The organism is Providencia sp. PROV141 (genome assembly GCF_028481645.1).
GTDB lineage: Bacteria > Pseudomonadota > Gammaproteobacteria > Enterobacterales > Enterobacteriaceae > Providencia > Providencia rettgeri.
Genome location: NZ_JAMPPR010000026.1, coordinates 40,401 through 57,756, shown reverse-complemented (window position 1 = coordinate 57,756; position 17,356 = coordinate 40,401). Strand labels below are relative to the sequence as shown.

Genomic DNA, 17,356 nt, shown 5'->3' with positions numbered 1-17,356 from the left:
GTAATCTTGAGTTTTTTATTGGCAATCTAATCGCATTTTTTTTGCGAAGCGCTTTGCAAATATCTTGCAAGTAGTCTCCCACATTTAAAATCTTCATGAAAGGTATCGAGAAAAGAAGATGCATAATTATTTTGTGGTGGTTGAAAAATGTAGGTTGGGTACTGTAATAAAAAATTGAAATTATAAAGTCCATTTTTAACAAAATTTGTTATTTGTTTTTATAAAAGTTGTCTATAGTAAAATTAACGTTTCTTTATCATTCTCTGTGACGCTTAACTTAAATTGCTCGATAATTCCGATTCGTCTCTGATGAATAAACGACTTTTTACGAATTAATGATTAGCATAGTATTAACATTCAAAAATATATTGGGGTTAACTATATGACAGCAATTATTCGTAAATTTTTAAGGTTAGAAGCAGCAGGGGGCTTACTCCTGATTATTGCTGCCATAGTCGCTTTAATGATGGCTAACTCGCCATTACAAGGGGCTTATCAGCAATTTTTAGATATTCCTGTATCAATTAAGATATCAGAATTTGGTTTAGATAAGCCTCTGATATTATGGATTAATGACTTCTTAATGGCGATTTTCTTTTTGGTGGTCGGCCTTGAAGTAAAACGTGAGTTATTGGAAGGATCCCTTGCGGGGCGTGATAAAGCGATATTTCCAGCAATTGCGGCATTAGGGGGAATGATTGCCCCTGCACTAATTTATCTGTTATTCAACGGAGGAGATGCAGTTACTCAGCAAGGCTGGGCAATACCTGCAGCGACAGATATTGCATTTGCTTTAGGTGTGATGGCGTTATTAGGTAAGCGGGTGCCAACAGAACTTAAGGTGTTCTTATTAGCATTGGCTATTATTGATGACCTTGGTGTTATCGTGATTATTGCCTTTTTCTACACAAGTTCTGTTTCTTTGGTTGCATTGGGGCTTTCAGCACTGTGTATTGCCATTCTCTGTATGATGAATTGGCGTAGAGTAGAGAATACAGCTGCTTACTTAGTTATTGGGTTAATATTATGGGTGTGTATTTTGAAATCTGGGGTTCATGCCACATTAGCTGGGGTCATTGTTGGCTTCTTAATTCCTTTACATGGTACTAACCAGACCAAGCCTTCAGAAGAATTGGAACACGTTTTACACCCATGGGTTGTTTACTTAATTCTACCTATTTTTGCGTTTGCTAATTCGGGTGTACAGCTTCAAGGTGTAACATTAGAAGGTTTATTAAGCCCACTGCCATTAGGCGTTGCCGCAGGGCTAATTTTGGGTAAACCCATTGGGATTTTTCTGTTTAGTTGGATTTCGGTAAAACTTGGGTTCGCAAAGTTGCCTGAGTCGATTAACTTAAAACAAGTTTTTGCCGTTTCTGTATTGTGTGGGATCGGTTTTACTATGTCTATTTTTATAACCGGCCTCGCATTTGATGGACTCGATGAGGTGTATAGTACCTATTCACGCCTAGGTATTTTGCTTGGCTCTACGTTAGCTGCATTTTTAGGTTACTTTATGTTAAGAGTTGTGTTACCGAAACAAAAAGAACTAACTTAGTACCAGCTCAACATTTAATTTTGTAAATTATTAGTAAGAATTTCCGAACTAATAATCTATGATATACCGTAGTGTGTTTTTAAATACACTACGGTATTCATTTTAAAGGCTCTGAGAAATATGAGCTGCGGGTAAATGTGTATGGTCAATAGTCGTTTGTCTAGCTAGTGATGGTACAAAAGGAATCGATATGCGGGTTTCACATCTTAATTTTAACCATCTTTACTACTTCTGGCATGTATGTAAAGAAGGCTCTGTCGTTGGAGCAGCAGAAGCGCTTTACCTGACTCCTCAGACAATTACAGGGCAAATAAAAGCATTGGAAGAACGATTAGGTGGAAAATTATTCAAAAGGCAGGGGCGAGGTCTGGTGCCATCTGAGCTTGGGCAATTAATTTTTCGCTATGCAGATAAAATGTTCATGCTTAGCCAAGAAATGCTAGATATTGTTAATTATAGCCGCGAATCCAATCTACTGTTTGATGTCGGGGTTGCGGATACGCTATCAAAACAGTTAGTTAGTAAAATATTAGAAACTACAGTTGTAGAGCATGAACAAATTCATTTGCGTTGTTTTGAATCAACACATGAATTGCTATTAGAACAGCTCAGCCAACATAAATTAGACATGATTTTGTCTGATTGCCCAGTTGACTCATCGCAGCAAGAAGGCTTGTTTTCGGTGAAATTGGGCGAGTGTAATATGAGTTTCTTTTGCCGTCAGCCGATCCCTAAAAAGCCATTTCCTGAGTGTTTAGAGGAACGTCGTTTATTAATTCCTGGGCGGCGATATTTATTAGGTAGGCATATCTTAGCTTGGATACGAAATAAAAATCTACAAGTTGAAGTGTTAGGTGAGTTTGATGATGCGGCACTTATGAAAGCATTTGGTATGCATTATAACGCGATTTTTGTAGCTCCATCGCAGTATACACCTGATCTTCTAGGTGGCGAAGATATTGTAGAGTTAGGCCGTTTAGAGAGCGTAAAAGAAGAGTATTACGTTATTTTTGCAGAGAGAATGATTCAGCACCCAGCAGTACAGCGAGTGTGTAATAAAGATTTTTCAGATTTATTTTCAGTGCCGCTTGATAGCTTAGATAAAAAATAGCGACAAATAAAAAACCGGCATAAGCCGGTTTTTTAAGCTAATCAAGAAGCAAAATTACATTGCTTTGATTTGAGCAACTAAGTTAGCTTTATGACGTGCTGCTTTATTTTTGTGGATCAGGCCTTTAGTAGCATGGCGATCAACAATAGGTTGCATGTCATTGAATGCTTTCTGAGCAGCTTCTTTATCGCCTGCAGCGATAGCAAGGTAAACTTTCTTGATAAAAGTACGTACCATAGAGCGACGGCTAGCGTTATGCTGACGACGTTTCTCTGACTGAACGGCACGTTTCTTAGCTGATTTGATATTAGCCAAGGTCCAACTCCCAAATGTATTCTATTGAGGACAATTCAAAGGTCGAGGAATATGCCCTTTCGCCCTTCATTTGTCAATGGATTTGTGCAAATAAACATCGTGTACTTCGATGCTCATGCGCTGTGAATGGTGCAAGATTCTATCAGCAAATATAAGAAGAATACAGATCTTAGCGTGAAAAAATGCGTAATTGATGGCAGAAATTTAAAAAGAATTAAGATGAAAAATGTTTTTTAGTCTATCAATCAGTGGGTAGTATGAAAATCAAGCATGTTATGGCTGTTTTTTGTTCTTTTTGACCGTTTGGTTATAACCATTGAAGTATAAAACATAAAAATATAATATTTTTAGAGACCTTGGAACAAATTTGTTGTATTGATAATCCATTGGTTACCCCAAAGTTTTTGATGTTCGAATCCAATTGCTCTGTTTGGGGAGCGTAATAACCCACTAATTACATAAAAATAGTGGTTAATAAATCGTGTAGAGATCAAAAAAATAGGGTTTAATGAAACCTTTTGCGAACTAAGGTTAACCTTATGCGTCGTACAAGGTATAATCCTACAATTTCCTCGGTATTGAGCCTGTTATGGAGCTAATTCGCGGTATACAGAATATCCGGGCGTGCCATCATGGTAGCGTGCTGACTATCGGTAATTTTGATGGTGTCCATCGTGGGCATCAGGTTTTACTTCAAAATTTGAAACTTAAGGGAGCGCAGTTAGGGTTACCAACTGTCGTGATGATATTTGAGCCTCAGCCCCTTGAATTTTTTATTGGTGACAAAGCGCCTGCGCGTTTGACGCGTTTGCGAGACAAAGTTAAATATCTTGCAGACAGTGGTATTGATTACCTCTTATGTGTTGAATTTAACCAGCACTTTGCATCATTAACACCCGCTGAGTTTGTTGCTGACTTACTTGTCAGTAAGCTTGGGGTAAAGTATCTCGCTATTGGCGATGATTTCCGCTTTGGGAAAAATCGCATGGGGGACTTTGCTTTTTTACAGCAAGCAGGTGATGAATTTGGTTTTGAAGTTGCAGATACAGAAAGCTTCTGTGATTCAGGGCTTCGTATTAGCAGTACAGCGATACGAAAAGCGATTCAAGAAAACAATCTTGAATTAGCGGAAAGCCTATTAGGGCACTCTTATCGTATTAGCGGGCGAGTGGTTCATGGTAATCAACTTGGCAGAACAATAGGTTTTCCAACAGCAAACCTACCGTTAAAACGTTTAGTCACACCAGTTACTGGTGTGTATGCTGTAGAAGTTTACGGTTTAGGTGATAAGCCTCTACCTGGTGTGGCAAATATTGGCACACGTCCGACTGTATCTGGAAAAGGAACACAGTTAGAAGTTCATCTGATTGATGCAAATATGGATTTATATGGGCGTCATATCGATGTAGTGTTACGTAAGAAATTACGTGATGAGCAGCGGTTTGCTTCGTTGGAAGCGCTTAAGGAGCAAATTGCTAATGATGTAATTGCAGCGAGAGAGTATCTTACTGCAATAGGAATCAGATAATTTAGCGGAAAATTGGAACTGAGAATCGATGAGTGACTATAAAAATACCCTGAATCTACCAGAAACAGGGTTCCCAATGCGTGGCGATCTCGCTAAACGCGAACCACAGATGTTAGAGCGCTGGTACAAAGAAGGTTTGTATCAGGCAATCCGTAAAGCAAAATCGGGCAAGAAAACTTTTATTCTGCACGATGGCCCTCCGTATGCTAACGGCAGTATTCATATTGGTCACTCAGTTAACAAAATTCTCAAAGATATTATTATTAAGTCCAAAGGGTTGGCGGGTTATGATTCCCCATACATCCCGGGTTGGGACTGCCATGGATTACCGATTGAACATAAAGTTGAACAAATCGTTGGTAAGCCAGGGGAAAAAGTTTCCGCCGCTGAATTTCGTGCACAATGCCGCCAATACGCTAAAGAGCAAATTGAAGGCCAAAAAGCTGATTTCATGCGTCTTGGTGTTTTAGGTGAGTGGGATAAACCTTATCTAACAATGGATTTTAAAACCGAGGCTCACATTATTCGAGCGTTGGCGAAAACTATTGCAAACGGCCATTTAGTGAAAGGAGCAAAGCCTGTTCACTGGTGTACAGCTTGCGGTTCTTCATTAGCGGAAGCTGAAGTTGAATACTACGACAAAACATCACCGTCTATCTACGTTCGCTTTCCAGCTGTAGATAGCGAGGCCGTGTGTGAAAAATTTGGTGTGGTAAGTGACAAAACTCCGTCGCTGGTTATTTGGACAACGACACCTTGGACATTGCCAGCAAACCGCGCAATTTCATTAAATCCTGAATTCAAATATAACTTGGTCGATGCAAATGGCGAGTTAGTCATTTTAGCCGCAGACCTCGTTGAAGACGTGATGAAAACTGCGGGTATCTCCGTATGGGAAGTTCTTGGTGAATGCGAAGGTTCAGCATTAGAATTGTTGCGCTTCCAGCACCCATTTATGGGCTTTGATGTTCCTGCTATTTTGGGCGATCATGTGACATTAGACGCAGGTACGGGGGCTGTTCATACCGCACCAGGCCACGGTCCTGAAGACTATATTGTCGGCCAGAAATATGGCTTAGAAACGGCTAACCCTGTGGGCCCAGATGGCTGCTTCTTACCAAATACTTACCCAACATTAGATGGCGTATTTATTTTTAAAGCTAACGATCTTATCGTTGAATTATTGAACGAAAAAGGCGCGTTACTGTACAAACAAGCGATTCAACACAGCTACCCATGTTGTTGGCGCCATAAGACTCCAGTTATCTTCCGTGCTACGCCACAGTGGTTTATCGGCATGGATAAAAACGGCTTACGTGAACAATCTCTGAAAGAAATTGATATTGTTCAATGGATCCCGGGGTGGGGACGTGCACGAATTGAATCTATGGTTGAAAACCGCCCTGACTGGTGTATTTCTCGTCAACGTACTTGGGGTACCCCAATGTCGTTGTTTGTTCATAAAGACACTGAAGAGCTACATCCTCGCACATTAGAATTAATGGAAGAAGTGGCTAAGCGTGTTGAAGTGGATGGCATCCAAGCATGGTGGGATCTTGACCCTGCTGAGCTGTTGGGTGATGAAGCTGAAATATATCGTAAAGTACCTGATACCTTAGACGTGTGGTTTGATTCTGGCTCAACGCACTTTGCGGTTGTGGATGCTCGTCCTGAATTCCATGGTAATTCAGCGGATATGTATCTTGAAGGGTCGGATCAACATCGTGGCTGGTTTATGTCATCATTGATGTTATCAACAGCAATGAAAGGGAAAGCACCTTATCGCCAAGTGTTGACACATGGTTTTACTGTTGATGGCCAAGGCCGCAAAATGTCTAAATCTTTAGGCAACACAGTAAGCCCACAAGATGTAATGAATAAACTGGGTGCAGATATCTTACGTTTATGGGTTGCATCAACGGATTATACTGGCGAAATCGCAGTTTCAGATGAAATTTTAAAACGTGCTGCTGATTCATATCGCCGTATTCGTAATACTGCACGTTTCTTACTGGCTAACCTGAGTGGTTTCAATCCTGAAACCGACATGGTGAAACCAGAAGATATGGTGGTTTTAGACCGTTGGGCGGTAAGTCGTGCGTTAGAAGCTCAGCAAGAAATTGCTAAAGCCTATGATGAATATGACTTCTTGTCTGTTATCCAGAGATTAATGCATTTTTGCTCCATTGAAATGGGGTCATTCTATCTGGATATCATCAAAGACCGTCAGTATACCGCGAAAAGTGATAGCTTAGCGCGTCGTAGCTGCCAAACTGCGTTATTCCATATTGTTGAAGCGCTAGTGCGTTGGATGGCTCCAGTTCTGTCCTTCACTTCCGATGAAATTTGGAATGAGTTACCAGGAAAACGCGCTCAATTTGTTCTTACCGAAGAATGGTATGACGGTTTATTTGGTTTAGATGAATCAAATGAAATGAACAACAGCTTCTGGACTGAGCTATTGGCGGTTCGTGGTGAAGTGAATAAGGTCTTAGAACAAGCGCGTACTGATAAGCTCATCGGAGGCTCATTAGAAGCTGCAGTGACATTGTATGCAGATAAAACTTTGGCAGAAAAACTGCAAAGCCTGGGTGATGAATTACGCTTTGTTTTACTGACATCACAAGCTCATGTTGCTGATATTGCAACAGCTCCAGCAGATGCACAAGAAAGTGAATTGAAAGGCCTGAAAATTGCTTTCAGTAAAGCAGCGGGTGAAAAATGCCCACGTTGCTGGCACTATGCAAGCGATATCGGTTCTTCAAGCGAGCAACCTGAAATCTGTGGTCGCTGTGTCACTAACGTAGCCGGTAACGGCGAAACACGTAAGTTTGCTTAATGAAGACGCCAGTTTGTTCTACCGGTTTGCGTTGGTTATGGTTAACCATTGTGATCATCGTTGCGGATTTAGGCATTAAGCAATTAGTGCTTAGTGACCTAAATTTGTACGAACCGCATCCGATAATGCCATTTTTTAACATAATGTACGCGCAAAATTTTGGTGCGGCATTTAGTTTCTTGGCTGATGAAGGCGGGTGGCAACGTTGGTTCTTTGCGGGTATTGCAATTGGGATCTCCGTTATCTTAATGGTTATGATGTATCGCCAAAGTGCACAAAAACGCCTATCTAACATTGCATATGCATTGATTATTGGTGGTGCTATCGGTAATTTAAGCGACCGTTTAGTCCATGGCTTCGTTATCGATTACCTTGATTTTTACGTTGGTAATTGGCATTGGCCAACATTTAACTTAGCGGATATGGCGATTTGTATCGGTGCTGCTTTAGTTATTATTGAAGGTTTCTTGCCAGATAAGTCTAAGCAAGAAAAAGCCAAATAAAATGGCAGCGCACTAGGTTAGAATGTAATAACTCACAGCCCAGATTTTCTGGGCTGAATTTTATGATAAATAGGTTTGGTTTATGTCTACTCAAATACAGGCGCAGAGCTCTGTTTTACTGCATTTCACACTGAAATTGGAAGATGGCTCTACGGCTGATTCCTCGCATGCACAAGGAAAGCCTGCGTTGTTTGTTTTAGGGAATAACTCCTTATCGCCAGAACTTGAAGCTCAATTGATTGGCCTTAATGAAGGTGAAAAGAAAAGTTTTTCGCTGCCCGGAGACACTGTTTTTGGGAAACATAATCCTGACTTAGTTCAATATTTTTCATTGCGTGACTTTATAGAAACAGGCATTCCTGAAATTGGTACGATAATGCTATTTACCGCGATGAATGGCAGTGAAATGCCAGGTGTAGTAAAATCAATTGAAGGTGAGTCGATTACTATTGATTTTAACCACCCTCTCGCTGAGCAGCAGATTAGTTTTGATATCGAAGTGCTTGAAGTAGACCCGCAATTGGAGAATCACAATGCAAATATTAATGGCTAACCCTCGTGGGTTTTGTGCTGGCGTAGACCGCGCAATTAGCATCGTAGAAAGGGCATTAGAACTATATGGTGCTCCGATTTACGTTCGTCACGAAGTGGTTCATAACCGTTATGTTGTTGATGATTTACGTCAACGTGGTGCTATTTTTATTGAAGAAATCTCAGAAGTACCTGATGGGTCAATCTTGATTTTTTCTGCGCATGGCGTTTCTCAAGCCATTCGCCAAGAAGCGCGTTCTCGCGATCTAACGATGTTATTTGATGCCACTTGTCCTTTGGTGACGAAAGTTCATATGGAAGTTGCACGAGCGAGCCGTAAAGGCAAAGAAGCCATTTTAATTGGGCATGCAGGGCATCCAGAAGTCGAAGGCACGATGGGTCAATACAGTAACCCTGAAGGCGGGATGTATCTTGTTGAAAGCCCTGAAGATGTTTGGAAATTAAAAGTGAAAGATGAAAATAATCTCTCTTTCATGACACAAACAACACTTTCTGTTGATGATACCTCTGATGTTATTGATGCACTGACCTCTCGCTTTCCAAGCATTGTAGGGCCTCGTAAAGACGATATTTGCTATGCAACGACTAACCGCCAAGAGGCAGCGAGAGAACTTGCAGAACGCGCTGATATTGTTTTAGTCGTCGGTTCTAAAAACTCATCAAACTCAAATCGTCTAGCGGAATTAGCTTCGCGCATGCAAAAACCTGCATTTTTAATTGATGGTGCAGAAGATATTAAAACGGAATGGTTAGCAGATAAAAACATTATTGGCTTAACTGCGGGGGCATCAGCGCCAGACATCTTAGTTAGGCAAGTCATTGATCGACTTAAAGAGTTAGGAGCCGACTCGGTTGTTGAGTTGCAAGGGCGTGAAGAAAATATCGTCTTTGAAGTCCCTAAAGAATTAAGAGTTGAGGTCAAAGAGATTAATTAATCATTTGGTTTTAATTACAGGAACAGCCGCTTTATCATTCCTATCTTTGCGGCTGTTTTAACCTTTTTATTCAAGTTGTTCCCTTCGCATTTTCTCTCAATTAAAACTTTTACTGATAATCTTTATGCTTTCTACGCTTTTGTTAATAACTCTGCATTTTTGCTAGCAGAATACAGTCAGGATAGTTAATCTGTATCACAATCATTTCTAAACTGTGGGTAAAAATAGCCTTTTTATCCTAAACAACAGTTCAAATTTATATATTTGCATTAATTAAAAAAGGATAAACCATGGCAAATTCAGTGGTACGTGTCGCAATAGTTGGTGCAGGTGGACGTATGGGACGCCAGCTAATCCAAGCCGCACAACAACAAGATGGAATTCAATTGGGGGCAGCGATTGAGCGTGAAGGCTCGTCACTTATCGGAACCGATGCAGGTGAACTTGCAGGTATCGGTAAGTTAGGTATCTCTATTGTTGATTCACTTGACCAGGTTGTTAATGATTTTGATGTGGTTATTGATTTTACGCGTCCAGAAGGCACATTGCATTACTTAGCATTTTGTAAAGCCAACCAAAAAGCCATGGTCATTGGTACGACAGGGTTTGATGAGCAAGGGAAGCAAGCCATTGCCGAAGCTGCGAAATCTATTCCTATTGTCTTTGCGGCAAATTTCAGTGTCGGCGTCAATGTAGTACTGAAATTACTGGAAAAAGCAGCAAAAGTAATGGGAAATTACACAGATATTGAAATTGTTGAAGCTCATCACCGCCATAAAGTGGATGCGCCATCAGGTACTGCTTTAGCCATGGGGGAATCTATTGCTAGCGCGCTGGGTAAAAATTTAAAAGAGTGTGCTGTATACACCCGTGAAGGCTACACCGGAGAGCGAGAACCTGGAACTATTGGTTTTGCAACTATCCGAGCTGGGGATATTGTGGGTGAACATACCGCCATGTTTGCGGATATCGGAGAGCGAGTTGAAATTACTCACAAAGCCTCTAGCCGCATGACCTTTGCAAATGGTGCAATTAAGGCATCAGGTTGGGTTTGCGCTAGAAATAGTGGGTTATATGATATGAAAGATGTGTTAAGTCTTGATGATTTGTAGTATTTTTATTTGTTTTTTTAATTATAAATCAATTAATTATAATTAATAACTGTTTATTTGATGTTGATTTGAATTATTTGCATTCAAATCAACATTAACTTATGTTTTTATTGTTTTTATCTCCAATTTTGCTCGTTAATTATCCTTTCCTCCTTCTTTTAGCTGAGTTATTATCAATAAACTAGTTATCTTACTTTGCAACCGTTTACTAATTCATTTTTACTATGATTTATACTGCTCATCCAATTAAAAGTGAGGTAGTTGAGTAAAAAAGTAAGATAAAAGTGAAAAAAATGCATTTTTTTCTAGACAAGACCCTATCTCATCATTAGAATGCGCGCAATTTGCCAAAAATTTGCTTAAAAACTCATTTTGGCATTGATTTAGATCGCAAAATCTGAATTAATATGCAAAAAACGTGATTTATTATTCTCCGGAGGGTGTTTTGATTAAGTCAGCTATATTGGTTCTGGAAGACGGAACCCAATTCCACGGGCGTGCTATCGGTGCAGAAGGCGCTGCTGTTGGAGAAGTCGTTTTCAACACGTCGATGACCGGATATCAAGAAATAATTACAGACCCTTCCTATTCCCGCCAAATTGTTACTCTCACTTATCCCCATATTGGTAATATCGGCACTAATGCTGATGACGAAGAATCTCCAAATGTTCATGCTCAAGGCTTAATCATTCGTGACTTACCATTGGTATACAGTAACTTCCGCGGGCAAGAAGGGTTATCTGAATATCTAAAACGCCATAATGTGGTGGCGATTGCAGATATCGATACACGTAAATTGACACGTTTACTGAGAGAAAAAGGCGCTCAAAACGGTTGTATCATTGCGGGTGATAACCCAGATGTTGCACTGGCATTGGAAAAAGCGCGTAGTTTTTCAGGTTTGAATGGGTTGGATTTAGCAAAAGAAGTCTGCACTAAAGAGATTTATAACTGGTCCCAAGGTTCATGGACGCTGGAAAATGGCCAGCAAGGCGCAAAAACTGCGGATGAACTCCCTTTACATGTTGTCGCTTATGACTTCGGTGCGAAGCGCAATATCTTACGTATGTTAGTTGACCGTGGCTGCCGTTTAACTGTGGTACCAGCAACAACACCCGCAGAAACTGTATTGGCGATGAATCCTGATGGTATTTTCTTATCAAATGGCCCTGGTGACCCAGCCCCATGCGATTACGCCATCAAGGCCATTGAAACATTTTTAACCACAGAAATTCCAGTATTTGGTATCTGTTTAGGGCACCAGTTACTTGCCCTGGCAAGTGGCGCTAATACCATAAAAATGAAGTTTGGCCATCATGGTGCTAACCATCCAGTTAAAGATTTAGATAAAGATGTGGTGATGATCACGGCGCAAAACCATGGTTTTGCTGTTGACGAATCGACACTTCCCGACACACTGCGAGTGACTCACAAGTCGCTGTTTGATGGAACATTGCAAGGTATTCACCGTACGGATAAACCAGCATTCAGCTTTCAAGGCCACCCAGAAGCAAGTTCAGGGCCACATGATGCGGCAAATTTATTCGACCATTTTATTGAATTAATTAATGAATACCGTCAGAACACACCTCGTCAAAACGCACAATAATCGGGAGCAAAAGAAATGGCAAAACGTACTGATATAAAAAGCATTCTGATTTTAGGTGCTGGCCCGATTGTGATTGGCCAAGCATGTGAATTTGACTACTCAGGTGCTCAAGCATGTAAAGCACTGCGTGAAGAAGGCTACCGCGTAATCTTAGTTAACTCGAACCCTGCGACAATAATGACTGACCCAGAAATGGCAGATGCAACTTACATCGAGCCGATTCACTGGGAAGTTGTGCGTAAAATCATCGAAAAAGAGCGCCCAGATGCAGTATTACCAACCATGGGTGGCCAAACCGCACTGAACTGTGCGCTTGAATTAGAGCGTAAAGGCGTTTTAGCCGAGTTCGGTGTCACTATGATTGGGGCAACGGCAGATGCAATCGATAAAGCTGAAGATCGCCAACGTTTTGATAAAGCAATGAAAAAAATCGGCTTGGGCACTGCACGCTCAGGTATTGCACATAATATGGAAGAGGCATATGCCGTTGCAGATGCGGTCGGCTTTCCCTGTATTATTCGCCCATCATTTACGATGGGAGGCACCGGTGGTGGTATTGCCTATAACCGTGAAGAGTTTGAAGAAATCTGTACTCGCGGTTTAGATTTGTCCCCCACTAATGAATTATTGATTGATGAATCGTTAATTGGCTGGAAAGAATACGAAATGGAAGTTGTCCGCGATAAAAAAGACAACTGTATTATTGTTTGTTCAATTGAAAATTTCGATGCCATGGGGATCCACACGGGTGATTCTATCACTGTAGCTCCTGCTCAGACATTAACCGATAAAGAATATCAAATCATGCGTGATGCATCGATGGCAGTATTACGTGAAATCGGTGTTGAAACGGGCGGCTCTAACGTTCAATTTGCGGTAAACCCTAAAGATGGGCGTTTAATTGTTATTGAAATGAACCCGCGGGTTTCGCGCTCATCAGCACTTGCTTCTAAAGCGACTGGCTTCCCAATTGCAAAAATTGCGGCAAAATTAGCGGTGGGTTATACCCTTGATGAGTTAATGAATGACATCACTGGTGGCCGTACTCCGGCATCATTTGAGCCTTCCATTGACTATGTTGTGACAAAAATTCCACGTTTTAACTTTGAAAAATTTGCGGGCACGAATGACCGACTAACAACGCAAATGAAATCTGTCGGCGAAGTGATGGCTATTGGTCGCACATTCCAAGAATCAATGCAAAAAGCATTACGTGGCTTAGAAGTAGGCGCAACAGGCTTCGATCCGAAAGTGGCTCAAGAAGACCCTGAAGCACTAACTCGCATCCGTCGTGAATTAAAAGATGCAGGTGGAGAACGTATCTGGTTTATCGCGGATGCATTCCGTGCCGGTCTTTCTGTTGATGGTGTTTTCAATTTAACCAATATTGACCGCTGGTTCTTAGTGCAAATCGAAGAACTGGTGCGTTTAGAAGAAGAAGTGGCTGAATTAGGCATCAATGGCCTCACTAAGGACTTCTTGCGTGTACTTAAGCGTAAAGGCTTCGCAGATGCACGTCTGGCAAGTTTAGTCGGTGTTTCTGAAGCAGAATTACGCAAACTACGCCAAGGATATGATTTACATCCAGTATATAAACGTGTTGATACTTGTGCGGCAGAGTTTGCAACAGACACGGCTTATATGTATTCCACTTATGAAGATGAGTGTGAGTCCAACCCAAATAATGCTAAACCGAAGGTGATGGTGTTAGGCGGTGGGCCAAACCGAATTGGGCAAGGGATTGAATTTGACTATTGTTGTGTACATGCATCTTTAGCGTTACGTGAAGACGGCTATGAAACCATTATGGTGAATTGTAACCCAGAAACTGTTTCAACCGATTACGACACGTCAGACCGCCTCTATTTCGAACCTGTCACTCTTGAAGATGTGTTGGAAATTGTACGTATCGAGCAGCCAAAAGGTGTGATTGTGCAGTATGGTGGTCAAACACCATTAAAATTAGCTAGAGCGTTGGAAGCTGCAGGTGTTCCTGTTATTGGTACGAGCCCAGATGCCATTGACCGCGCAGAAGACCGTGAACGTTTCCAGCAGGCTGTTAATCGTTTGAACTTAAAGCAGCCACAGAACGCAACTGTCACTGCTATTGAGCAAGCAGTTGAAAAAGCAGCTGTTATTGGTTATCCACTGGTTGTTCGCCCATCCTATGTGTTAGGTGGTCGAGCAATGGAAATCGTATATGATGAAATCGATTTGCGTCGTTATTTCCAAACGGCGGTAAGCGTTTCTAACGATGCGCCAGTGTTACTTGACCGCTTCTTAGACGACGCAGTTGAAGTTGACGTAGATGCAATTTGTGACGGAGAGATGGTGCTGATTGGCGGTATCATGGAGCACATTGAGCAAGCTGGCGTGCACTCTGGTGACTCTGCATGTTCACTACCTGCATATACACTTAGCCAAGAAATCCAAGATGTGATGCGCGAACAAGTCCGCAACCTTGCCTTCGAGTTACGTGTACGTGGCTTGATGAACGTGCAGTTTGCCGTCAAAAATAACGAAGTTTATTTAATTGAAGTCAACCCACGTGCGGCAAGGACTGTGCCTTTTGTTTCTAAAGCAACTGGTGTGCCATTAGCGAAGGTTGCAGCGCGAGTGATGGTGGGGCAAACCTTGACACAGCAAGGAGTAACGGAAGAAGTTATTCCACCATACTACTCTGTAAAAGAGGTCGTATTACCATTTAATAAATTCCCTGGGGTTGACCCAATTCTTGGGCCTGAAATGCGTTCAACAGGTGAAGTAATGGGAGTCGGCCGGACATTTGCAGAAGCATTTGCTAAAGCGATGTTAGGCAGTAGCTCGACGATGAAAAAATCAGGCCGTGCACTGTTATCCGTGCGTGAAGGGGATAAAACACGTGTGGTTGATTTAGCCGCTAAGCTGTTAAAGCACGGCTTTGAGTTAGATGCCACTCACGGTACAGCGATTGTGTTAGGAGAGGCTGGGATTAACCCGCGCCTTGTCAATAAAGTTCATGAAGGTCGCCCACACATTCAAGATAGAATTAAGAATGGTGAATATGATTACATCGTGAATACCACAGCAGGTCGTCAAGCCATTGAAGACTCAAAATTAATTCGCCGCAGTGCATTGCGTTACAAGGTTCACTATGACACGACGTTGAATGGCGGTTTTGCCACCACGATGTCGCTCAGTGCAGATCCAACAGATACGGTAATCTCCGTACAAGAAATGCATGCATTAATAAAGTAATTATTTAATAAATTACTTATATAAGCCTCAGTATTCAATTTACTGGGGCTTTTTTATGGCTACTTTTAAATTATCGCTAGCGAGAAAATAATTGTCTGGTGATATTGTGGGTAAAATATAATTCCAATAAAAAATGCAAAATTGAGATTGACTCTCACGTAACGTGAGGCACTAACCTTGGTCGCAATTACAGGAGGAACCTATGCTATTTCAAGTTGGTGAGATTGCGGAAAAAACAGGATTAACCATCCGTACACTGCATCATTATGAAGAAATCGGCTTATTGGTACCAACTGCAAGAACCGATGCGGGTTATCGGCTTTACAACATGCAATGCATAGAGCGTTTAACGCAAATTCAATTGCTACGGCAGGTTGGAGTCAAACTAAAAAACATCGGTGAATTACTGGATGGCCAGAGTGGGGATATGACGAGTTTGTTGCAAGAACGAATTGCATTATTAACGGAACAAATGGAGCAAATGGCGACATTGCGTTATCGATTAGAGCAATTACACAAGCAAATGCAAACAGGTAATACTTTAACTCAGGCTGATTGGTTTTCTGTATTGGAGATGATGTCGATGTTTGATAAATATTTTACCCCTCAAGAGTTGGAACAATTGCCACTCTATACGGCGCACACGCTGAAAAATCAAGAGTGGCAACAGCGGGTAGCAACGGTAAACAAGCTGATGGAACAAGGCGCTATACCTCAATCTATCGAGGTGCAACAAATTGCACATGAATGGATGACGGCGTTAGAACGAGATACTGGGGGCAACCCGGATTTCTTTGCACGGCTGAATCAAATTCATTTATCGGATAACACGTTAGCCTATTCATCGGGTATTTCTGTTGCAATGATCCAATTTGTTGCAGAGGGTTTTAGTGAGTACCAATTATCACTGTTTAAACCTCATTTAACCACAGAGCAATTTGCTTTTGTTCAGCAACATTATTTTGCTTCAGGCCAGGTATGGCCAGAACTCATTGCGGGTTTATATAATGCATTAAAAGCACATAAATCCCCAGATTCACCCGAAGTACAACAATTAGCGAAAACATGGTTAACGATGTTCAACCAGTTTACGGGGGGAGATCCTGAGCTACAAGAGAGAATTCGGGCAATTTATCGAGAGGAACCCAAGATTTCGCAAGGAACATGGATGACAGTAGAAATTGGCCAGTACTTGTTTTCTGCTATTAGTATCTTGATGGACAAATAAGCCAAATGGCCGCTAATTAGCGGCCATTACTCGGTCATACTATGGTTTTTCTTTGTTACCAGAGAGTGCCTTTCGGTGTTTCCAATACATTACAATTGAACCAATTAGCCCACTAATTAGTAAGATGACAGGGATAATCATCAGTGCACTAATAACAATTTGCTCATGTTCTTTCACAAAAGGAATTTGGTTTAAGGCATACCCCAAGGTGACTATTAAGCCAACCCATAACAAGCCACTTAGCCAGTTAAAAAATTGGAAACGGCGGTGACTTAATTCAGATAACCCAGCGAGCAAAGGTAATATTGTTCTGACAAATGCAAGGAAGCGGCCAATAAGTAGGGCGTATAATCCTTGCTTATTAAACATATTATTTGCTTTGGTGTGATATTCCTCAGGAATTTGCGCTAACCAGCGTTTCACAACCTTGGTTTCACTTAACCATCGGCCTTGTAGAAAGCCTAGCCAGCAACCTAAACTGGCTGCTGTTGTCAGTAAGAGTATTGTGGGAACAAAGTGTAAGACTCCTTTGGCAATTAATGCACCTGAAAGGATCAACAAGGTATCACCGGGTAGGAAAGCGGCGGGAAGAACGCCATTTTCTAAAACAATGACAACAAAAAGTACGGTATATATAACCCAAAGCACTTCAGGGTTGGAGAGTTTAAGGAAATCGTGGTGCCAAAGTGCCAGTACGATTTCGCGTAGGACTTCCATAATCATTCCTGTATCTGCGTAAAAGCGAATTTCTTTATCATCTATATTACAGGAAAAAAAGGGCTCAAGTTTGATTTGTTTGATGAATTAATCATTGAGTGGATAAATTGCA

At 41.4% G+C, this 17,356-nt stretch carries 13 protein-coding genes; 11 read left to right on the top strand and 2 right to left on the bottom strand.

Annotated features, from left to right (window positions below):
• Positions 1-382: 382 nt before the first annotated feature.
• On the top strand, positions 383-1,558 hold the full coding sequence (nhaA, locus tag PSF09_RS17940) for a Na+/H+ antiporter NhaA (protein WP_210836629.1): 1,176 nt from the start codon (positions 383-385) through the stop codon (positions 1,556-1,558).
• A 190-nt stretch (positions 1,559-1,748) separates the two neighbouring features.
• Complete coding sequence (nhaR, locus tag PSF09_RS17935) at positions 1,749-2,669, top strand: transcriptional activator NhaR (RefSeq protein ID WP_004914690.1); 921 nt, start codon at positions 1,749-1,751, stop codon at positions 2,667-2,669.
• A 54-nt stretch (positions 2,670-2,723) separates the two neighbouring features.
• Here the strand turns inward: nhaR and rpsT are convergent, their stop codons facing one another.
• Positions 2,724-2,984, bottom strand: coding sequence for a 30S ribosomal protein S20 (gene rpsT / locus PSF09_RS17930; protein WP_004914688.1), 261 nt, complete (start codon positions 2,982-2,984; stop codon positions 2,724-2,726).
• Positions 2,985-3,573: 589 nt separating this feature from the next.
• Here rpsT and ribF point away from each other — a divergent pair.
• From ribF to PSF09_RS17885, 9 genes are all read left to right on the top strand, one after another.
• Positions 3,574-4,512 carry a bifunctional riboflavin kinase/FAD synthetase gene (gene ribF, locus PSF09_RS17925; RefSeq protein WP_210836632.1) on the top strand — a complete coding sequence of 313 codons (939 nt, stop codon included), beginning with the start codon at positions 3,574-3,576 and terminating at the stop codon, positions 4,510-4,512.
• A gap of 28 nt (positions 4,513-4,540) precedes the next feature.
• Entirely contained in the window at positions 4,541-7,351 is a 2,811-nt protein-coding gene (gene ileS, locus PSF09_RS17920) for an isoleucine--tRNA ligase (protein ID WP_272665620.1), read from the top strand.
• A complete protein-coding gene (gene lspA / locus PSF09_RS17915) occupies positions 7,351-7,854 on the top strand; it encodes a signal peptidase II (RefSeq protein WP_272665619.1) in 504 nt (167 codons plus the stop codon). The genes ileS and lspA overlap by 1 nt, the downstream gene beginning before the upstream one ends.
• Before the next feature lie 82 nt (positions 7,855-7,936).
• On the top strand, positions 7,937-8,407 hold the full coding sequence (gene fkpB, locus PSF09_RS17910; RefSeq protein WP_272665618.1) for an FKBP-type peptidyl-prolyl cis-trans isomerase: 471 nt from the start codon (positions 7,937-7,939) through the stop codon (positions 8,405-8,407).
• On the top strand, positions 8,388-9,341 hold the full coding sequence (gene ispH / locus PSF09_RS17905; RefSeq protein WP_210836637.1) for a 4-hydroxy-3-methylbut-2-enyl diphosphate reductase: 954 nt from the start codon (positions 8,388-8,390) through the stop codon (positions 9,339-9,341). The genes fkpB and ispH overlap by 20 nt, the downstream gene beginning before the upstream one ends.
• Before the next feature lie 290 nt (positions 9,342-9,631).
• Positions 9,632-10,453 carry a 4-hydroxy-tetrahydrodipicolinate reductase gene (gene dapB / locus PSF09_RS17900; RefSeq protein WP_272665617.1) on the top strand — a complete coding sequence of 274 codons (822 nt, stop codon included), beginning with the start codon at positions 9,632-9,634 and terminating at the stop codon, positions 10,451-10,453.
• A 445-nt stretch (positions 10,454-10,898) separates the two neighbouring features.
• A complete protein-coding gene (carA, locus tag PSF09_RS17895) occupies positions 10,899-12,062 on the top strand; it encodes a glutamine-hydrolyzing carbamoyl-phosphate synthase small subunit (protein WP_272684267.1) in 1,164 nt (387 codons plus the stop codon).
• A gap of 15 nt (positions 12,063-12,077) precedes the next feature.
• A complete protein-coding gene (gene carB, locus PSF09_RS17890) occupies positions 12,078-15,299 on the top strand; it encodes a carbamoyl-phosphate synthase large subunit (protein WP_272665615.1) in 3,222 nt (1,073 codons plus the stop codon).
• Positions 15,300-15,501: 202 nt separating this feature from the next.
• Entirely contained in the window at positions 15,502-16,527 is a 1,026-nt protein-coding gene (locus PSF09_RS17885; protein ID WP_272665614.1) for a MerR family transcriptional regulator, read from the top strand.
• A 39-nt stretch (positions 16,528-16,566) separates the two neighbouring features.
• Here PSF09_RS17885 and PSF09_RS17880 read toward each other — a convergent pair whose 3' ends face one another.
• Positions 16,567-17,244 (bottom strand): DedA family protein, encoded by a 678-nt coding sequence (locus PSF09_RS17880; RefSeq protein ID WP_210836649.1) that lies wholly within the window; start codon positions 17,242-17,244, stop codon positions 16,567-16,569.
• Between the last annotated feature and the right edge of the window lie 112 nt (positions 17,245-17,356).